This window comes from Streptomyces fuscigenes, assembly GCF_021556455.1.
Classification (GTDB): domain Bacteria; phylum Actinomycetota; class Actinomycetes; order Streptomycetales; family Streptomycetaceae; genus Streptomyces; species Streptomyces fuscigenes.
On sequence record NZ_JAKGCV010000075.1, the window covers coordinates 1 to 18,194 of the forward strand.

The following is an 18,194-nucleotide window of genomic DNA, read 5'->3' on the forward strand; positions in this document are numbered from 1 at the left end:
CGCACCGCCGGGCGGCGGACGCGCGGAGCCGGCCGCCCGCGGCCCGCCCGGCGGGGGTCGTACGCCGCCCGGCGGGGTCGTACGCCGCATGCACCACAGGGACGACAGGCACCCCGGCCACCGGGGCAGACGAAGGGAACGGTCGCATGGCCATCGAGGACTACAGCGGCGGGCTCAGCCCGGACGCGGACGTGGTCGTCGTCACGACGAACGACGTGCCGGGCTACGAGGTGACGCAGGTGATCGGAGAGATCTTCGGCCTCACCGTCCGCTCCCGGCACGTCGGCTCGCAGATCGGCGCGGGATTCAAGTCGATGGTGGGCGGCGAGCTCAAGGGTCTGACGAAGACCCTGGTCGCGACCCGCAACCAGGCGATGGAGCGGCTGATCGAGGCGGCTCGGGCGCGTGGCGCGAACGCCGTCCTGATGATGCGCTTCGACGTCACCGACGCGGCCCAGGTCGGCACGGAGGTCTGCGCGTACGGCACGGGGGCGGTGATCCGCAGGGCCGGCGCCTGAGCCGGGCCGGGTGCCGTGCCCCTCCCGCACGGCACGGCACCCGGGCCGGAGACCGGACACCCGCGACACCCACGACACCCGCGACACCCACGACACCCGCGACGCCCGCGACACCCGAAGGCGCACACGGGAGGCCGGGACCGCTCCGCCCGTGGACCCCCGCCCGCCGCCCGGCGGCCCGCCGGGCCGCCGGTCCCGCCAACCCGCCGCCCGCCCCTCGCCGCCCCGGCCGTCCGCCGATCCCCGGGACACCGCAACGCGGTCCTCTTGGGCGTTTCCTACGTGTTCGTCCCTTACGGTGTGGCCCGTGGCCACCGACCCACCGTCCCCGCGCGCCCTGCTGTCCCTCGTGGTGCCCGCGCTCGTCGTCGGCATCCTGTCCGCCCTCGTCCTGATCGGGGTCAGCGACCTCGCGGAGCAGTTGGAGGACGTGCTGTGGGACGCGCTGCCCGGCGCACTCGGCATCGGCCGGTACTCGACGGCCTGGATGGTCGTGATGCTCACGGCGACCGGGCTCGCGGTGGGGCTCGTCGTGCGCTTCGCGCCCGGGGGCGCCGGGCCCGATCCGGCGACGACGGCGCTGGTCGACCCGCCGCTCGGGCCGCGCGTCCTGCCGGGACTGCTCGCGGTCACCGTGCTGGCCCTCGCGGGCGGCGTGAGTCTCGGCCCGGAGAACCCGATCACCGCGACGAACATCGCCCTCGTGTACTGGCTCGGCCGCAGGGCGGTGCCCCGCGCGCCCGACGGGCTGTGGCTGCCGCTCGCCGCGGCCGGGACGGTGGGCGCGCTGTTCGGTACGCCCGTCGCCGCCGCGCTGATCCTCACCGAGACGATCGCCTCGCAGCCGGCACCGGGCTCTTTGTGGGACAAGCTGTTCGGGCCCCTCGTCGCGGGCGGCGCGGGCGCGCTCACCACGTCGCTGATCGCGAAGCCCAGCTTCGACCTCGACCTGCCGCGCCTCCACGACCCGGGCTGGGGCGACCTGCTGGCCGCACTCGTCACCGCGTCGGCCGGCGCGGTGCTCGGCCTGGCCGCCGTGTACGCGCTGCCGTGGGCGCACCGGGCCTTCCGGCTGCTGCCTGGCGGCGCGTGGCGCGCGTTCTGGGCGCTCGGCGCGGGGGGCGCCGTCCTCGGCCTGCTGGGCGCGCTCGGCGGGCACCTCACCCTGTTCAAGGGGCTGAGCCAGGTCAAGACGCTGGCCGACGACCCGAACGGCTGGTCCGCCGGGTCGTTCGCGCTGATGGCCGCCGTGAAGCTGGCGGCGGTGGTGGTCGCCAGTGCCTGCGGGTTCCGGGGCGGGCGCATCTTCCCCGCGATCTTCGCGGGCGTCTCGCTCGGGTTGTGCGCGCACGCGCTCGTCGGCCAGGTCGACGTCACGCTGGCCGTGGCGTGCACCGTCCTGGGCGTCCTGCTCGCGGTGACCCGGCTGGGCTGGCTCAGCCTGTTCACCGCGGCGGTGCTCGCGTCGGACACCGAGGTCCTGCCGCTGCTGTGCGTCGCGATGCTTCCGGCCTGGCTGCTGGTGACCGGGCGGCCCCTGATGCAGCTGGCGGACGACGGCTCGCCGCGCCGGTGACGGCGGCGCGTCAACGGCGGGTCAACGGGTGGTCAGCACGTCGCCAGTTCAGACTTCACCAGGTCAGCAGTAGGGCAAAAGTAGTCGCGAACACGCCGGAAACAGCTGAGGAGAGCCGCAGATGTCCCTGCACCAGGGCAATGACCGCAACACCCGGGACGACCGGTCCGCAACCATGAGCAGCGACGAGATCCGGCGGCTGTCCCTCAACCCCTTCTACGGCGAGGCCGACCCGGTCAGCGCGATGAACTCCGCGCCGCCCACCCACCGGCTGCCCGACGGGCCGATCCCGCCGTCGACCGCGTACCAGCTGGTGCACGACGAGCTGATGCTGGACGGCAACTCGCGCCTCAACCTCGCCACGTTCGTGACCACGTGGATGGAGCCCCAGGCGGACGTCCTGCTGAACGAGTGCCGCGACAAGAACATGATCGACAAGGACGAGTACCCGCGCACCGCGGAGCTGGAGCGGCGGTGCGTGATGATGCTCGCCGACCTGTGGCACGCGCCGGACCCGCAGAGCGCGGTGGGCTGCTCCACCACGGGCTCGAGCGAGGCGTGCATGCTCGCGGGGATGGCCCTCAAGCGGCGGTGGGCCAAGCGCAACGCCGACCGCTATCCCGCGACCGCGCGGCCCAATCTGGTGATGGGCATCAACGTGCAGGTCTGCTGGGAGAAGTTCTGCGACTTCTGGGAGGTGGAGATGCGCCAGGTGCCCATGGAGGGCGACCGGTTCCATCTCGACCCGGCGGCAGCCGCGCAGCTGTGCGACGAGAACACCATCGGGGTGGTCGCCGTGCTCGGTTCGACCTTCGACGGCTCGTACGAGCCCGTGGCCGACCTGTGCGCGGTGCTCGACGACCTCCAGGAGCGCACCGGTCTCGACATCCCCGTGCACGTCGACGGCGCGTCCGGCGGGATGATCGCCCCGTTCCTCGACGAGGACCTGGTCTGGGACTTCCGGCTGCCGCGCGTCGCGTCCATCAACACCTCGGGGCACAAGTACGGGCTGGTCTACCCGGGTGTGGGCTGGGCGCTGTGGCGTACGGCGGAGGCGCTGCCGGAGGAGCTGGTGTTCCGCGTGAACTACCTGGGCGGGGACATGCCCACGTTCGCGCTGAACTTCTCCCGGCCGGGCGCGCAGGTCGTCGCGCAGTACTACACGTTCCTGCGGCTGGGCAGGGACGGGTACCGCGCCGTCCAGCAGACGTCGCGGGACATCGCGATGGGACTGGCACGGCGCATCGACGCGTTCGGCGACTTCCGGGCCCTGACGAAGGGCGACGAGCTGCCGGTCTTCGCCTTCACGACCGCGGACGGCGTCTCCAACTTCGACGTGTTCGACGTGTCGCGGCGGCTGCGGGAGCGCGGCTGGCTCGTGCCCGCCTACACCTTCCCGAAGAACCGCGAGGACCTGGCGGTGCTGCGCGTGGTGTGCCGCAACGGCTTCTCGGCCGACCTCGCCGAACTCCTCATCGACGACCTGGACCGGCTGCTGCCTGAACTGCGCCACCAGGACCACCCGCTGGACCGCGACAAGGCGGTCGCGACGGCGTTCCACCACTGACCGGCCCGGGCGCGCCCACGGCCGGCCGACCGGCAGGCGCCCCTCCGTCCGGTCCGGCCGGGTCACAGCCGGACCGGTCACAGCCGGGCGAGGAGTCCTGCCGCGATGGCGCGGGCGTGCCGCAGGCGGTCGGCGCCGCCTTCGAGGCCGGCGCGCGCCATGGCGCCCTCCAGCAGGAAGGCCAGGTGCTCCGCCGCGGTCCGGGCGGCGTCCGGCCGCCCGGGCAGCAGCGCCTCGACGTGCCCCGCGATCAGGCGCTCGACCTCTTCCTTGTGCCGGCGCACCCGGGTGCGCCCCTCGTCCCCCGCGGGCATCTCCGCGGCGGCGTTGAACATCCCGCAGCCACGGAAGCCCTCCCCGGTGGCGCTGTCGATGTAGGTGTCGAAAACGGCCAGCACGCCGTCGCCGGGGCTTTCGGCCTCCTGGAGCCGTGAACGGTACTGCGCCGTCCACTCCTCGTGCCGGGCGTCCAGGTAGGCGCCGACGAGTTCGGCCTTGGAGGAGAAGTTGTTGTACAGGCTCATCTTCGCCACTCCGGCCTCGGCGGTGATCGTGTCGATGCCGGTCGCCGTGATCCCGTCGCTGTAGAAGCGCCCCGCCGCGGCGGCCAGGAGTCGCTCACGGGCCGGCCGCCGCCGTCCGCCCGGCACCCGTTTCGTCCCACTCATCCGGACCTCGATTCGACTAGATAGACAAGTCTACCTAGTGTGGGGAGCGGGGCGACACGGCACGGGACCGCCCGGCCGCGTTTCCTCCAGCCGGCACGCCAAGGCAATCCAAGGAAGGCACCATGACCCTCTCGACCGACAGCCTCCTCGTCGACGGAGTGCGGCTGGCCTACCGGGACCGCGGCCGGGGCGAGGCCGTGGTCTTCCTCCACGGCACGCCCTCGCACTCCTACGAGTGGCGCGATGTCGTACCGCACGTCGAGGCGGCCGGCTGCCGGGCCGTCACCTACGACCTCCTGGGGTACGGCCGCTCCGAGCGGCCGGTGGACCGCGACACGTCCGTCGCCGCGCAGGCGGACCTCCTGGAGCACCTCCTCGACGCGCTGGGCATCGAGCGCGTCAGCATCGTCGGCCACGACATCGGCGGCGCCATCGGCCTGCGGTTCTCCCTGGCCCGTCCGGACCGGGTGCGGCGGCTGATGCTCATCGACACGGTCAGCTTCGACTCGTGGCCCTCGTCCACCTGGCGGAAGATCGCCGAGGAGAACGAGGAGAATCAGGACGACGGCGCGAGCATGTCGCAGGACGCGTTCGACGCCCTGCTGACCCGGCAGCTCAGGATGACCGTCGCCGACAAGGGACTCATGGACGGGGAGGTGCTCCGGGCGTACCTGGAGCCGCACCGCTCCGCGCTGGGCCGCGTCTCCTTCTTCGCGCACCAGGTGCGGCACTACGACTCGAAGTACACGCAGGAGATCAGTGCGGAACTCGCGCGGCTGACCCTGCCGGTCCGCATCCTGTGGGGCGAGCAGGACGAGTGGCAGCCACTCCGGTACGCGAAGCGGCTCCGCGACGCCATACCGCATGCCGACCTCGTCGTCGTCCCGGAGGCGGGCCACTTCCTCATGGAGGACGCACCCGAACGTGTCGCCCACGAGATCGGCGAACTGCTCCGCACCCCGTCGGCGTGACGGCCTGCGGGCGCCTGCCCGGCGCCGGGGGCCGGCCGCGGTCCCGGGCCGGGCCCGTGGGGGCGGCGACGGACGGGCGGAGCCCCGCTCGGCGCGTACCCCGACGGGGTGTGCCGGGCCAGGGGCGCTCCTACCCGACCCGGACGGCCGGAACCCGCCCCGGCCCTCGCCGCGGGCGCCCCGGGCCCGTCCGACAAGCAGGAGCACCGCCCGTCGGCACGGGACCCTGTGTCGGACGGGGTCAGAGGGGGACCTCCGGCATGTCCGTCCTTATCGACACCCACTGCTCGGTGGAGAACAGGTCTATGGCGTGCCTGCCGTTGAGCCGGCCGAGCCCCGAGCGGCCGTCACCGCCGAACATGACGGTGACGTCCTGGAGGTTGGTCGTGCTGTTGACGTGCACCATCCCCGCTCCTATGCGGCGCGCCACGCGGGCGCCGCGTTCCAGGTCGGGGGTGTGCACGGCGGCGGTGAGGCCGTAGGGCGTGTCGTTCGCCATGCGGATGCCGTCCTCCTCGCCGTCGAAGGTGGCGAGGAGGGCCACGGGCCCGAAGATCTCCTGCCGCAGTATCGGCGAGTCCTCCGGCAGCCCGGTCAGGACGGTCGGCTCCACGAAGTTGCCGTACGAGGCACCGTGGACGAGCGCGGTCGCGCCCTCCGCCAGCGCCTGCTTGACGGTGTTCTGCATGGCCTCGACGTGCAGCGAGTTGATCAGCGGTCCGATGTGCGTCTCCGGGTCCCGCGGGTCGCCCACCTTCAGCCGGCGGACGGCGGCGACGAACTTCTCGGTGAACTCGTCGGCGATCGAGCGGTCGACGAGGATCCGGTTGGCCGCCATGCAGACCTGGCCCTGGAAGACGAACCGGCTGCTGACCGCCGCGCGCACCGCGTAGTCGAGACGCTCGCCGCGCACGTCGTCCAGCACCAGGAACGCGGCGTTGTTGCTCAGTTGCAGCACCGCGCGCTTCAGGTTCCTCGCCGCGATCTCCGCGACGTGCCGGCCGACCTCCTCGGAGCCGGAGAACGAGATCACCTTGGGCACGGGGTGCTCGATGAGCGCGTCCCCGATCTCGGCGATGTCCGTCACGAGCACGTTGAGCACGCCGGCGGGCAGGCCGGCGTCCTCGAGGACCTTCGCGACCAGGCCGCCGCCGGAGACCGGGGAGTTCTGGTTCGGCTTGAGGACCACCGCGTTGCCCATGGCCAGCGCGGGTGCCACCGACATCATCGCCGTGGCCAGCGGGAAGTTGTACGGGCTGATGACCGTGACGACCCCGATGGGCCTGCGGAAGACCTGGTTGTACCGGCCCGGTTCGGGGGAGGGCGAGGAGACGCTCTCGTCCGGCACGGTGGTCACCATGGCCTGGCGCAGGTGCTCGATCGCGGACGTCAGCTCGATCACCGACTTGGCCCTGTTGCCGCCCAGTTCGTCGGTGATGATCTCGGCGAACTCGGCGGTGTTCTCCTCGATCACCCGCACGGCGCTCTCGAAGATCCGTCTGCGCTCGTAGGGGTCGGTCTCCGCCCACGCGGTCTGCGCACGGGCGGCCGCCTCGTAGGCGGCGTCGACCTCTTTCACCGTGGCGACCGTGATGGCGGCGAGCTTCTCGTTGTTGTACGGGTTGAAATCGATGATGTCCCACGAACCGCTGCCGGCTCGCCACTCGCCGTCTATGAACTGATGGCCCAGCTCGGTGAAGTAGGACATGTGATCCCTTTGCTGTCTGTCAGGGCAGTCGCTGTGGGGTTCGGCTCCTGAGTGGGCCTCATAGTACTGACCCGTCAATACAGTTGGTCCCGCAATCGGCGCACGATCTCCCGACTCCGGTCGGGGTCGGGGCAGTCATTGATCAACGAATCCATGACGGCCGTGTACTGGGCGACCTCTTCCGCCTTGTCCATGTAGAGCGCACTGGTCAGCTGTTCCGTATATACGATGTCGGCAAGATCGGATTCGGGGAACGTCAGTACGGAGAATGCACCGGTGTCCGCCGTGTGACCGCCGTAGCTGAACGGCATCACCTGCAGGGTCACGTTGGGACGTTCGGACATCTCTATGAGGTGTTCCAGCTGCGCCCGCATGACGTCCTTTCCCCCGTACGGGCGATGCAGCGCGCCCTCGTCGAGGACGGCGTGCAGCCGCGGCGGGTGCTCCGCGACCAGCTTCTTCTGCCGCTCCAGGCGCAGTTCGACCTTGCTGTCGATCTCCGTGCGGCGGTCCTCGGGATCGCGCATGCCCCGGGTCACGACCGCCTGCGCGTAGGCCTCCGTCTGGAGCAGCCCGTGCACGAACTGCACCTCGAAGACCTTGATCACGGAGGCGGCGGCCTCCAGGCCCACGTAGTTGGGAAACCAGTTCGGCACGACGCCGTTGAAACTGTGCCACCAGCCGGCGACATTGGCTTCTTTCGCGAGGCCGAGCAGGCCGGCGCGCTCGCGTTCCCCGGTGACTCCGTAGAGCGTCAGGAGATCCTCGATGTCACGGGTCTTGAAACTGACCCGCCCCAACTCCATCCGGCTGATCTTCGATTCGGATGCGCGGATCGAGTAGCCCGCCGCTTCCCGCGTAATTCCCCGCGACTCGCGCAACCGCCTCAACTGCGAGCCCAGCAAGATGCGCCGCACCACGGAACCGCCCGATTCGGTTGCGGTCACGTTGTCAACCCTCCCCATCCCATGCGGCCCGGCGGAGTACCCCCGGCCCCGACTGCCGGATTCTGCCATCAAAACGCTCCGCCGCGTACTCATGCGGTTACGGAAAGGGCGGTCGGCGAAGAAGCGACGGGAACGGCCTACCCCAACAAACGTGCGACAACCGGACACTTCGGGCGGGTGAACGCGCGTGCACGTGCATCTGCCCTTGCATCCACCGGCTGCATTCGCGACCATGAGTGACGCAGACCTCTGCGCTCGTACCACGCGGGCCCGTGCCGCGCCGTGTGGTCACGGCCGCCGAATCCCGGGAGCCTCGCATGGGGACGAATGGATCGACCGTGCTCGCGCCGTTACGGCAGGGCCTACCGCCGATCGATCCCTCCGGTGCGGCCGGAGCGGCCTCGTGCTCGCTCCCCGCACGGTACGAGGCCGTGCGCACCGCGCGGGAGTTCACCCGTACGACACTCGGGCAGTGGGGCCTCGACGACCGGTTCGACGATGTCGCCCTGGTGGTCTCGGAACTCGTCACCAACGCCCTGCGCCACGCCGTCCCGGACGCCGCGCCCAGCGACCGGGACCGGCCCGTGCGGCTGCATCTGATGCGGTGGAACACCCGGCTGGTCTGCGCCGTGCGCGACCCGAGCCGCGTCACCCCCGAGACACGGGAGCCGGACGAGGAGTGCGCGGCGGAGTCGGGGCGCGGACTCTTCCTCGTCGAATCCTTCAGCGACACCTGGGGCTGGCACCCGCTGGCCGGGACCCTGAGCGGCAAGGTCGTCTGGGCGGTCTTCCAACTGCGCACGCCCGACGCGCCGGGGGCCGCCCTGCCCGGTCCCGCGCTGCCGGTGGAGGACTGACGGCCGGCGCCCCTGCCTCCTCCCCGAGAGCACGCACACGACTGCGGACCGGCCCCCCGAGGGCCGGTCCGCAGTCGTGTGGTGCGCGGTGCGCGTCCCGCGCGCGGGCACGCGGACGGCTACGCAGCGTGAGGAAGGCCTCGGCCCGCGACCCCGGTCACGCAGCGTGAGCGTCAGGCGCTCGCGCCGTTGCCGGATTCCGCCGCGCGCGGTGGTGCGAGCCGTGCGCGACGGCCCGTCAGCTCGCGGCCGACAGGTGGTCGAACTCGCCCGCCTTGATACCGAGCAGCATTGCCTCGATCTCCGCCGGCGTATAGACGAGCGCCGGGCCTTCCGGAAAGCGGGAATTGCGCACGGCCACCTGGCCGCCGGGCAGCTTGGCGAACTCCACGCAGGTGCCCTGCGAGTTGCTGAAGCCGCTCTTCTGCCAAGCCGCATCGGTCAGTTCGGCCGCGGCCATGCCGTTGTATGCGTGGTGCATTGAAATCTCCCCGGAGTTGCGAGACAGGGGTCTTAACTGAGCGGGACTATAGCGGTGTTCACGTGCCTCTGCATGAGCCGATGCACGTGCACGGGCCGTATTCTTATGATTACAAACGCTAAGGAACGCGTCCGGCGCGCTGAGTGATCGGCCGCGGCGAGCGCCCGGACTGGGGCGACGCCCGGGCCGGTCTAGGGGCCGGTGTCCGCAGGATCGATACGGCAGCAAAGCCTTCTTCCGCGCTCTTTTCGACCACTCCCGGAAGAACGCCTTGTTGACGCGCTTTCAGTCGGTGACCGGGCGGCTACACCTTTCCGCCCCTCCGAAGAAGCCGTACGCCGGACGCGCATGTATTCAGTGGCCATGAGTGATGAACCGAGAGCGGCACCGGTCGACGTCCGGCACCCGCCCCTCCCGTTTTCCCGTTCGGGGCGGGCCGGCCCGGGCGGAATGGCCCGCCCGGGGGCGCCTCGGGCGGTGGCGTGCCACCGGTCCGGAGACGGGGAGGCGTACCGGCCCGGCGGGGCGCGGTCGCCGCGGGCCCGGGCGGCGGGACGCGGGCACCGGCGCGCGCCGGGCGGGGGCGCCGGGTGCCTCGTAAAGGCGTTCGCGGTGGGACGGCCCGTCACCGCCGCGACGGACGGCGGGCGGTCCGACAGGCACGAGCGCGGCGAGCGGTACACCGGGACGAGGAGCCGCCCGCGGTCCGCCGGGCCGACCCGCCGCCGGGCGCGGACGGGTGTGCGGCAGGGGCGTGGCCGGACGCCCGTTCCTCCCGGTGCCGGTGGAGGAGTGCGCCCGTTCCTCCCGGTGCCGGTGGAGGAGTGCATTCCCTCCGGTGCCCGCCGGGACCGGTACGCGGGCGGGGAGGGTCGCCGGTTCGCGCCCTGGCGCCGTCGTGCCGTCCTGGTAGTTTGGCGTTCGTTCGGCGATCCGATGATCCGGCGATCCGGCAACTCCTCGACCGAGCGAGCCGGAGAGCCCCGGGTATCTCAGGGGGCGTGGTCGTGCGCAGGCTCACAGGCACCGCGGCCGCCGTGGCCGGAACGGCCCTGGCGGCAGTGCTGTTGACGGGATGCGGGGGCGGCTCCGGCGGCAAGGCGCCCGCCCACGCGGGCGGGGCGGGCGGCAGCAGCGCGCCCGCGGCCACGGACGGCGGCGCGAAGCCGCCCGCCTCCGCCTCGCCCTCCGGGCCGAGCGGGAGCCCGTCGTCCTCCGCGGCCGGATCAGCCCCGGGCCAGGAGACCGTGGACCAGGTCGCCGCCAAGCTCAAGGGCACCTGGCAGGGCGAGACGGACGGCAGCATCGTGACCCTGGCGGTCCAGGGCGTCCAGGCGGCCGTGATCGCCGACGGACACGTCTGCCAGGGCACCATCCAGGAGATGGGCGTTCCCATGCTGTCGATGACGTGCACGGACGGGGACAAGAACCGCGTGATGGGCATCGTCCAGTCCAACGACGGCAGCACGGCGGTCATCGCCTGGGGCGACACCAAGCGCGACACCCTCAAGAGGATGAAGTCACTTCCGTCGGGCCTGCCCTCCCTCCCCTCCGGGACGCCGCCCTCCGCCGGGCTGCCGTCCGTGGGGCCCTCGGCGCGGTAGTCCCCGGCCGAAGGCGCCCCCGCACCGCGCGGCCCCCGCGTCCGCCCCGCCCTTCCGCGCGTGGCGCCATGTCCGCCCCGGCGGCGGCCCGTTCACCCGTCCGGCGCCCGGACGTCCGTGCGTCCGTCTCCGGGTGTCCGTCCCCACGCCCGCCCGCATGCGCCCGGCCGGGCGCCACGGCCCGGACACCGGTCCGTTGTCCACAGGCTGTGGACGACGAAACGGCAGGAGGAGGACGAGGGCGGTGCGGGAGGGGGCACAACAGGGACGGGAGGCCGGGGGCGGAACGGGCCGACCGGCGCGGCTCCCGGTCAGCAGGAAGCGGCGGTGCCCGGCAGCACGCCGGACGCGGGGCGTCCGATCCGGCAGCACGCGGGGGGCTCCGGCGGCGCCTCGGCAGGGCCGGGCGCGCCGGGGCGGGCGGCCGGCAGCTGCGGGACCGGTGCGAACTCGCACCACACGACCTTGCCGCGCCGCCCCCGCGCGTGGTCGCCCCAGTCGGTGGCCAGACCGGTGACGAGCAACAGGCCGCGCCCGTCGACCGCCTCCGCGTCGACCGCCTCGATACCGGTGGGCCAGCACGGGGGCGTGCGGGAGGGGTCGCCGACCTCGACACGCAGCCGCTCGCCGGCCGCGAGCAGCGCCAGCCAGACGGAGCCGCGGGTGCAGCCGCAGGGGCAGACCCCGTGGCGCACCGCGTTGGTGACCAGCTCGCTGACGGCGAGCTCCACGGTCGCCGCGAGATCACCGTCCACGCACCGGGCCGCCAGCAGTTCCCGGGCGTGTCTTCGCGCCCCGAAGACCGCCTCCGGCTTGTGCGGCAGGGGCAGCCGGCTGAGCGGGAGCCAGGGGCGTTGCGGGTGGAAGACGTCGTGCACAAGTCCACGGTCGGTGAGCATCGTCACTCTCGGACATCGACGGGTCACGTAAAGCAACCCATGGTGCCCGAGAGCGACGCCGCTCTGCCACCGCCGTACGAGGTCACTTCCGCACGGCCGCGGCGACACGCCCGGCCGACGGTCGGACGCCGGGCGGCCCTGCGTACCCGCACGGGACCCGGGAGCCGCAGCGCGCCGGTGCCGAGGGCCGCCGCGCGCCGGTGCTACGGGACGATCACCAGCTTGCCGCGCGCGTGTCCGGCCTCGCTCTCGCGGTGCGCGTCGGCCGCCTCGTCGAGACCGTACGTGCGGGCCACGCGCAGGCGCAGGGCGCCGCCCGCGGCCAGCTCCAGGTTCGCGGCCAGGTCGCTGCGCTGCTGCTCCTTGGAGGTGCCGCCCGCGGAGAAGGGGACGCCCAGCTTCTGCGCGTCCATGTCGGCGATGGTGACGACGCGGTCCGTGGTGCCGCCGCGCACCTCGATCGCGTCGGGCAGGTCGCCCTTGCCGGCGGTGTCGAGCACCGCGTCCACGCCCTGCGGTGCCGCGGCGCGCACCCGCTCGACCTGGCCCTTCCCGTACGCGACCGGCGTGCCGCCCAGCTCGCGCACGTACGCGTGGTTGGCCTCGGAGGCGGTTCCGACGACGGTCGCGCCGAGCGCCACCGCGAGCTGCACGGCGACCGAGCCGACGGCGCCGGCGGCGCCGAGGACCAGCAGCGTCTCGCCGCTGCGCAGGCCGAGTTCGCCGAGCACGCGGCGTGCGGTCTCACCGGCGACGGGCACCGCGACGGCCTCGTTCCAGGAGACGCCGGCGGGCTTCTTGGCCGCGATCGTCATGAGGGCGTGCTCGGCGTACGCGGCCGTGCCCCAGCCGACCACCTCGTCGCCGACCGCGAAGTCGCCGACGCCCTCGCCGAGCTCGTCCACCACGCCCGCGACCTCCAGGCCGGGGACCGCCGGGAACTCGGTCTTCATCATCTGCTGCATCCATCCGTGGCGGATCTTCCAGTCCATCGGATTGACGCCGGCAGCCTTGACCTGGACCCGGATCTGGCCGGGGCCCGGGTGCGGCGCTTCGATCTCGCCGCCGTGCAGCACCTCGGGCCCGCCGAACTCCTCGTACACAGTCGCCTTCATCGTGGCCTCCGCCTGTTGCGTCGCTCGTGGAAGTTGCTGTCCCCGTCAGCTTCCGGCCCCGGAGGACCGTCGACTCACTTGAGATATCAAGTATCGGGCCCCGCGGCTTTGTTCCCGCGTTCCGGAACTCCGGCGTTTCGCCGCGGCGGACGGACGCGGCGCCGTGCGGGGGAAGCCGCGCCGCCGGGGAAAGGGCCGGAAGTGCCGGTGACCGGCGCCGCCGGCCGCCCGTTGTCGTACCCGGCTGCGAGACTCGATCCCATGACCGGGAACACCGCGCGCTGGGCGCTGGCGCCGCTGGAGGACGGGGGCGCGCTGCTCGCGCCGCTCGCCGCCGACGGCCGCGCGGCCGGGCCCGCCGTGCGGGAGCCCGACCTCGCCGAGGCGGTGCGCGCGCGGCCCGGGGTGGCGCGCTGGGTGTGGCGCTCGACGGCCGAGACCTATCCGCGGCTGCGCGCGGCCGGGGTGCGCGTCGAGCGGTGCTACGACATCGAGGCCGCCGAGCAGTTGCTGCTCGGACACGAGGGGCGGCTCGGCGAGCCGCGGTCGGCGGCCGCGGCCTGGGCCAGGCTGCGGCGGGCGCCGGTGCCGTCCGATCCCCCGCCGCGCTCCGCCGAGCCGGGCTCGCAGTCGTCGCTGTTCGAGCCGAGGGCCGGGTCGGACGTGCCGTTCGAGGGGCTCCTCGCCGTCTACGCCGAGCAGCAGCGCCGCCACGACCTGGCGGAGCACCCGGGCCGGATGCGGCTGCTGACGGCGGCCGAGTCCGCGGGCATGCTCGTCGCGGGCGACCTGCACGCCGCGGGGCTGCCCTGGCGGGCCGATCTGCACCGGGACGTGCTCGACGAACTGCTCGGCGAGCGCTACGCGGGCGGCGGGGAGCCGCGCCGCCTCGCCGAGCTCGCGGACGCGGTCTCGGCCGCGTTCGGCCACCGGGTGCGGCCGGACCTGCCCGCGGAGGTGGTCAAGGCGTTCGCCCGGGCGGGCGTGCGGATCAAGTCCACCCGGCGCTGGGAGCTGGAGAAGATCGACCATCCCGCCGTGGGGCCGCTGATCGAGTACAAGAAGCTGTACCGCATCTGGACGGCCAACGGCTGGGCCTGGCTCCAGGACTGGGTGCGGGAGGGACGCTTCCGGCCCGAGTACCAGCCCGGCGGCACGGTCACCGGCCGCTGGACGACGAACGGCGGCGGGGCGCTGCAGATCCCGCGCGTGCTGCGCCGGGCCGTCGTCGCGGACGACGGGTGGCGGCTGGTCGTGGCGGACGCGGCGCAGATGGAGCCGCGCGTGCTCGCGGCGATCTCCCGCGACCCGGGGCTGATGGAGGCCTCCGGCCACACCGGGGACCTCTACACGGCGCTGTCGGACCGCGGCTTCGCCGGGGACCGCTCGCGCGCCAAGATCGCGCTGCTGGGCGCGATCTACGGGCAGACCTCGGGCGACGGCCTGAAGAACCTCGCCGCCCTGCGGCGCCGCTTCCCCCGCGCCGTCGCGTACGTGGACGACGCGGCGCACGCGGGCGAGGAGGGCCGCCTCGTGCGGACCTGGCTCGGCCGCACGAGCCCCCGCCCGGCGGGCGCACCGGAGGACGACGAGGCGGGCATCCCGCAGGACGACGCCCCCGCCGGACCCTCCCCGGCGGGGTCCACGGCGCGGGCCTGGGGCCGCTTCACGCGCAACTTCGTGGTCCAGGGCAGCGCGGCCGAGTGGGCGCTGCTGATGCTGGCGGCGCTGCGCGGCGCGCTCGCAGGGATGCGGGCCGAGCTGGTGTTCTTCCAGCACGACGAGGTGATCGTGCACTGCCCGGCCGAGGAGGCGGAGGCCGTCGCGAAGGCCGTCCAGGCAGCGGCGGACACGGCCGGCACGACGGCGTTCGGCCCGACGCCGGTGCGGTTCGCGTTCACCACGGCGGTCGTGGAGCGCTACTCGGACGCGAAGTGAACCGCGCACGGAGCGGGCGGGACGGGTCACGGCCGGGGGCTGACGGGTCATGGCCGGGGGCGGGACGGGTCACGGCCCGGGGCGGATCACGGTGGGCCACGGCCGGGCCGGCGTCTCCCGGGAGGACGGTTGAACGGCGGCGGGACGGACGGAGCACGGCTCCCGGGAGTTCACCTGGCTTCCGGGGAGCGTGGAAGGGCGCTGGGGTCCACGCCCGTCAGCTCCCGGCTCGCGTCCCACACGAGCGCCGCGACACCGGGGTCCGCGAGGTGGGGCCACACCTGCTCGCGCCGGGGTCCGCCGCGCAGGCCGAAGAACCGCGGTCCCCACAACTGGCCTCCCTCCACGGCCGGGTCGAGCACCGCCCGTACCGCGGGCCACGCGCCGGCGTGCTTGCCCTGGACGAGCAGGGCGGCAGGCGCCGCCCGCAGCCGGGAGGCCGCCGTCCGCTCCTGGATCGGGGGCCGCGGCGTGGTGAGGGCGTCCAGGGCGCCGCCCGGGTGGACCACGACGCTGGTCACCGTGCTGCCGGCGGCGCGCAGGCGGCGGTCGAACTCCACGCCGAAGTACATCTGGGCGAGCTTGGAGCGCCCGTAGGAGCGCTTGGGCCGGTAGTCCCGCTCGGACTGCAGGTCGTCGGGGTCGATCCGCTCCGACTTCGCCGCGAAGCTGCCCACCGTCACGACGCGGGCGGCCGGCGCGGCCGACAGCAGCGGCATCAGCCACCGCGTGAGCGCGAAGTGCCCGAGGTGATTCGTGCCGAACATGAGCTCGTGGCCGTCCCGTGTCCGCCTGCGCGGCGGCTCGTCCAGCGCGACACCGGCGTTGTGGACGACCGCGTCGAGCCGTTCCACGCCCAGCGACTCCACCGCCGTTCGTACGGACGAGAGGTCGGCGAGATCGAGCCGCACGGCGCGCACCCGCGCTCCCGCGACGTGCGCGCGCAGGACGGCCGACGCGATCTCGGCCTTCGCCGGGTCGCGGCTGCCGAGCACGACGGTCGCCCCGGTGGCCGCAAGCTGCTCCGCCACGAAGTACCCGATGCCGGCGTTGCCGCCGGTGATCAGGAAGACGCGGCCGTCGGCCCCGGGCAGTCGGTCCGGGTTCCAGGGCGGGGTGGCGGGCGCGGACGGCATCGGGCGGGCTCCTTGCTGACGAGGGGCGCGGCTGCTGGCCGCGTGAGGAGCACCCACGGTTCCAGCCGGCGCCTACGGGGCTCCGACACGCCGCCGACACCCCGGCCGGACGACCCGCATCCGCCCGACACGGGGCCGCCCCGGCGTCGGAGCGCGCCCGCCGTTCGCACCGGCCGCTGCGGACGAGCCGCGCCGGACCGGCGCCGGCTCAGCTCCCCTCGCCCGCCGGGCCCCGTCCGTGCTGGCGCTCGAGGCTCGCGGTGAGGTGGTCGCGCATGGCGTCCGCCGCGCGCTCGGGGCTCCGGCGCAGGATCGCCCGCAGGATCCGGTCGTGCTCCGCGAGGGTCAGCGGCCCGGCGCCCGCGATGCTGCCCAGGCGGAAGATGTGCAGGTGGGAGTGGAGCCGGCCGACGGCCTCGGCGAGCAGGACGCGGCCCGAGGCCCGCGCGACGGTGTCGTGGAAGCGCTGGTCGAGGGCGGCGAAGCCGCGGTAGACGGCATACCGGTCACCGGTGCCGGGGCGGCGGCGCATCTCCTCCACGAGGTTCTCGATCGCGTCGAGTTCGGTGTCGTCCGCGTGCTGCGCCGCCAGCGCCGCGGCGCGGGGTTCCAGCAGGAGGCGCATCTCGAACAGCTCGTCGAGGCCGGCGGGGGTGAGGAGTTCCGTCGCGCGGTAGCCCGCCAGCGAGCGCTTCGTGACCAGCCCGTCGGCCTCCAGCCGGGCCAGCGCCTCGCGCACCGGGGTCGGCGACACGTCGAGGGCGCGGGCCAGCGCCTCGATCCCGACCCGGGCGCCGGGCTGGATCTCGTGGTCCATGACCATCGCCTTGACGGCCTCGTACACGCTGTCGGCAAGCACCTGGCGGGGCTGCCCGGCGGGTTCGGGATGCGCCGCCGCGTGCGTACCGCTGTCCGCGTCGCCCATCGGCCCCCACTCCTCCACCGCTCGCCGCCGGGATTCCGCGTACCGGATTCCGAGTACGAGATTCTATAGGATCTGCCGATCGATGCGACGCGACCCGACCCGGCGGCGCGGCCGGGGCCGCGGGCTGCCGGCGCGCTCCGCCCGGCGGCGCGGAGGCCGGGTGTCAGGAGACCGGCCTCCGCGCCACCGGGCCGCCGTGGAACGGGCCCCCGGGCCGCCGGCCGCCGGCGGCCCGCTCGTCAGGCGCCCGGCAGGACCGCGCCCTTCGGCAGGAGGTCCGCGGCGCGCAGTTCCTCCCAGAGCGCCGGGGGCACGTCGGTGGTGACGGACGCGACGTTCTGGCGCACCTCCGCCGCGCTGCGCATGCCCGCCAGCACGGTGCGCACCGCGGGGTGCGCCCGTACGAAGGCCAGCGCGGCCACCGGCAGCGGCACGCCGTGGCGCGCGCAGACCGCGGCGATCGCCCGGGCCCGGTCGACGAGCGGTTCGGGCGCGGCGGCGTAGTCGAAGGTGGGGTTCTCCTCCGGCGTGGCCAGCAGCCCGCTGTTGAAGACTCCGGCACCCACGACGTCCACGCCCCGTTCCGCGCACAGCGGCAGCAGCTCCGCCGCCGCGGACCCGTCCAGGAGGGTGTAGCGGCCGGCCACGATCAGGCAGTCGAGGTCGGTCTCCCGCACGAAGCGGGTGGGCACCGCCACCTGGTTCATGCCCACGCCGACCGAGGCGAGCACGCCCTGCTCGCGCAGCGCCGCGAGCGCCGGGTACGCCTCGGTGAGCGCCTGGTCGACGTAGTCGTCGGGGTCGTGGATGAACGCGATGTCGATCCGGTCGAGGCCGAGCCGCTCCAGGCTCGCGTCCAGCGAGCGGCGCACCCCGTCGGCGCTGTAGTCGCGCACGCGCACCCGGTTGGGCGTGCCGTGGAAGCCGTCGGCGCCCTGCACGTCCCCGGGCCCGCCCGGACCCGGCTCCAGCAGCCGGCCGACCTTCGTGGACAGCACGTACGCGTCGCGCGGCTTGTCGGCGAGGAAGCGCCCGAGGCGTTCCTCCGACAGGCCGACGCCGTAGTGCGGCGCGGTGTCGAAGTAGCGGATGCCCGCGTCCCACGCCGCCTGGAGCGCGGCGTGCGCCTCCTCGTCCGAGATCGGCGCGAACAGCCCGCCCAGGGTCGCCGCGCCGAAGCCGAGGGCCGTGACCGGCAGCCCCGAGCGGCCGAACGCCTCCGCGGGCAGCGGCTGCCCGCCGGCGCGCGGGGACGACGGTCCGCCCGCCTCCGCGTCCGGGGAC

Annotated in this window: 16 protein-coding genes; 7 read left to right on the plus strand and 9 right to left on the minus strand. The window is 73.8% G+C overall.

What is annotated here, in order from left to right:
* The first annotated feature begins 146 nt into the window (after positions 1–146).
* The 3 genes from L1885_RS09755 (at position 147) to gad (ending at position 3,661) form a co-directional block, all read left to right on the plus strand.
* Positions 147–518: a YbjQ family protein gene (locus L1885_RS09755; protein ID WP_235796631.1), complete on the plus strand. Its 372-nt coding sequence runs from the start codon at positions 147–149 to the stop codon at positions 516–518.
* A gap of 298 nt (positions 519–816) precedes the next feature.
* Positions 817–2,094: an ion channel protein gene (locus tag L1885_RS09760; RefSeq protein ID WP_372481901.1), complete on the plus strand. Its 1,278-nt coding sequence runs from the start codon at positions 817–819 to the stop codon at positions 2,092–2,094.
* Between the two features lie 121 nt (positions 2,095–2,215).
* A complete protein-coding gene (gad, locus tag L1885_RS09765) occupies positions 2,216–3,661 on the plus strand; it encodes a glutamate decarboxylase (protein WP_372481902.1) in 1,446 nt (481 codons plus the stop codon).
* Positions 3,662–3,738: 77 nt separating this feature from the next.
* On the opposite strand, the gene L1885_RS09770 is transcribed toward gad, so the two are convergent.
* Positions 3,739–4,329 carry a TetR/AcrR family transcriptional regulator gene (locus L1885_RS09770; protein WP_235796633.1) on the minus strand — a complete coding sequence of 197 codons (591 nt, stop codon included), beginning with the start codon at positions 4,327–4,329 and terminating at the stop codon, positions 3,739–3,741.
* A gap of 122 nt (positions 4,330–4,451) precedes the next feature.
* Here L1885_RS09770 and L1885_RS09775 point away from each other — a divergent pair, with 122 nt between their 5' ends.
* Positions 4,452–5,300, plus strand: a complete 849-nt coding sequence (locus L1885_RS09775; protein ID WP_235796634.1) for an alpha/beta fold hydrolase — start codon at positions 4,452–4,454, stop codon at positions 5,298–5,300.
* 241 nt (positions 5,301–5,541) lie between these two features.
* On the opposite strand, the gene L1885_RS09780 is transcribed toward L1885_RS09775, so the two are convergent.
* Complete coding sequence (locus tag L1885_RS09780) at positions 5,542–7,008, minus strand: aldehyde dehydrogenase family protein (protein ID WP_235796635.1); 1,467 nt, start codon at positions 7,006–7,008, stop codon at positions 5,542–5,544.
* 74 nt (positions 7,009–7,082) lie between these two features.
* Complete coding sequence (locus L1885_RS09785) at positions 7,083–7,955, minus strand: Sco1979 family transcriptional regulator (RefSeq protein WP_372481903.1); 873 nt, start codon at positions 7,953–7,955, stop codon at positions 7,083–7,085.
* A 317-nt stretch (positions 7,956–8,272) separates the two neighbouring features.
* Between L1885_RS09785 and L1885_RS09790 the strand changes: the two genes are divergently transcribed.
* Positions 8,273–8,812, plus strand: a complete 540-nt coding sequence (locus L1885_RS09790; RefSeq protein ID WP_235796636.1) for an ATP-binding protein — start codon at positions 8,273–8,275, stop codon at positions 8,810–8,812.
* Positions 8,813–9,050: 238 nt separating this feature from the next.
* On the opposite strand, the gene L1885_RS09795 is transcribed toward L1885_RS09790, so the two are convergent.
* Positions 9,051–9,293: a DUF397 domain-containing protein gene (locus L1885_RS09795; RefSeq protein WP_235796637.1), complete on the minus strand. Its 243-nt coding sequence runs from the start codon at positions 9,291–9,293 to the stop codon at positions 9,051–9,053.
* A 1,007-nt stretch (positions 9,294–10,300) separates the two neighbouring features.
* Here L1885_RS09795 and L1885_RS28865 point away from each other — a divergent pair.
* Complete coding sequence (locus L1885_RS28865) at positions 10,301–10,897, plus strand: hypothetical protein (protein ID WP_268983885.1); 597 nt, start codon at positions 10,301–10,303, stop codon at positions 10,895–10,897.
* 311 nt (positions 10,898–11,208) lie between these two features.
* Here L1885_RS28865 and L1885_RS09805 read toward each other — a convergent pair whose 3' ends face one another.
* Complete coding sequence (locus L1885_RS09805; protein ID WP_235796638.1) at positions 11,209–11,796, minus strand: ATP-binding protein; 588 nt, start codon at positions 11,794–11,796, stop codon at positions 11,209–11,211.
* Between the two features lie 203 nt (positions 11,797–11,999).
* The gene (locus tag L1885_RS09810; RefSeq protein ID WP_235796639.1) at positions 12,000–12,911 is read right to left on the minus strand and encodes an NADP-dependent oxidoreductase; all 912 of its coding nucleotides are present in this window, start codon (positions 12,909–12,911) and stop codon (positions 12,000–12,002) included.
* Between the two features lie 261 nt (positions 12,912–13,172).
* Here L1885_RS09810 and L1885_RS09815 point away from each other — a divergent pair, with 261 nt between their 5' ends.
* A complete protein-coding gene (locus L1885_RS09815) occupies positions 13,173–14,849 on the plus strand; it encodes a bifunctional 3'-5' exonuclease/DNA polymerase (RefSeq protein WP_235796640.1) in 1,677 nt (558 codons plus the stop codon).
* Between the two features lie 170 nt (positions 14,850–15,019).
* Here the strand turns inward: L1885_RS09815 and L1885_RS09820 are convergent, their stop codons facing one another.
* The 3 genes from L1885_RS09820 to L1885_RS09830 all read right to left on the minus strand — a co-directional run bounded on the left by L1885_RS09820 (position 15,020) and on the right by L1885_RS09830 (position 18,139).
* Entirely contained in the window at positions 15,020–15,985 is a 966-nt protein-coding gene (locus tag L1885_RS09820; protein WP_235796641.1) for an SDR family NAD(P)-dependent oxidoreductase, read from the minus strand.
* Positions 15,986–16,193: 208 nt separating this feature from the next.
* Positions 16,194–16,910, minus strand: a complete 717-nt coding sequence (locus tag L1885_RS09825) for a GntR family transcriptional regulator (protein WP_372481904.1) — start codon at positions 16,908–16,910, stop codon at positions 16,194–16,196.
* Between the two features lie 239 nt (positions 16,911–17,149).
* Complete coding sequence (locus L1885_RS09830) at positions 17,150–18,139, minus strand: aldo/keto reductase (RefSeq protein ID WP_235796645.1); 990 nt, start codon at positions 18,137–18,139, stop codon at positions 17,150–17,152.
* Positions 18,140–18,194 lie beyond the last annotated feature (55 nt).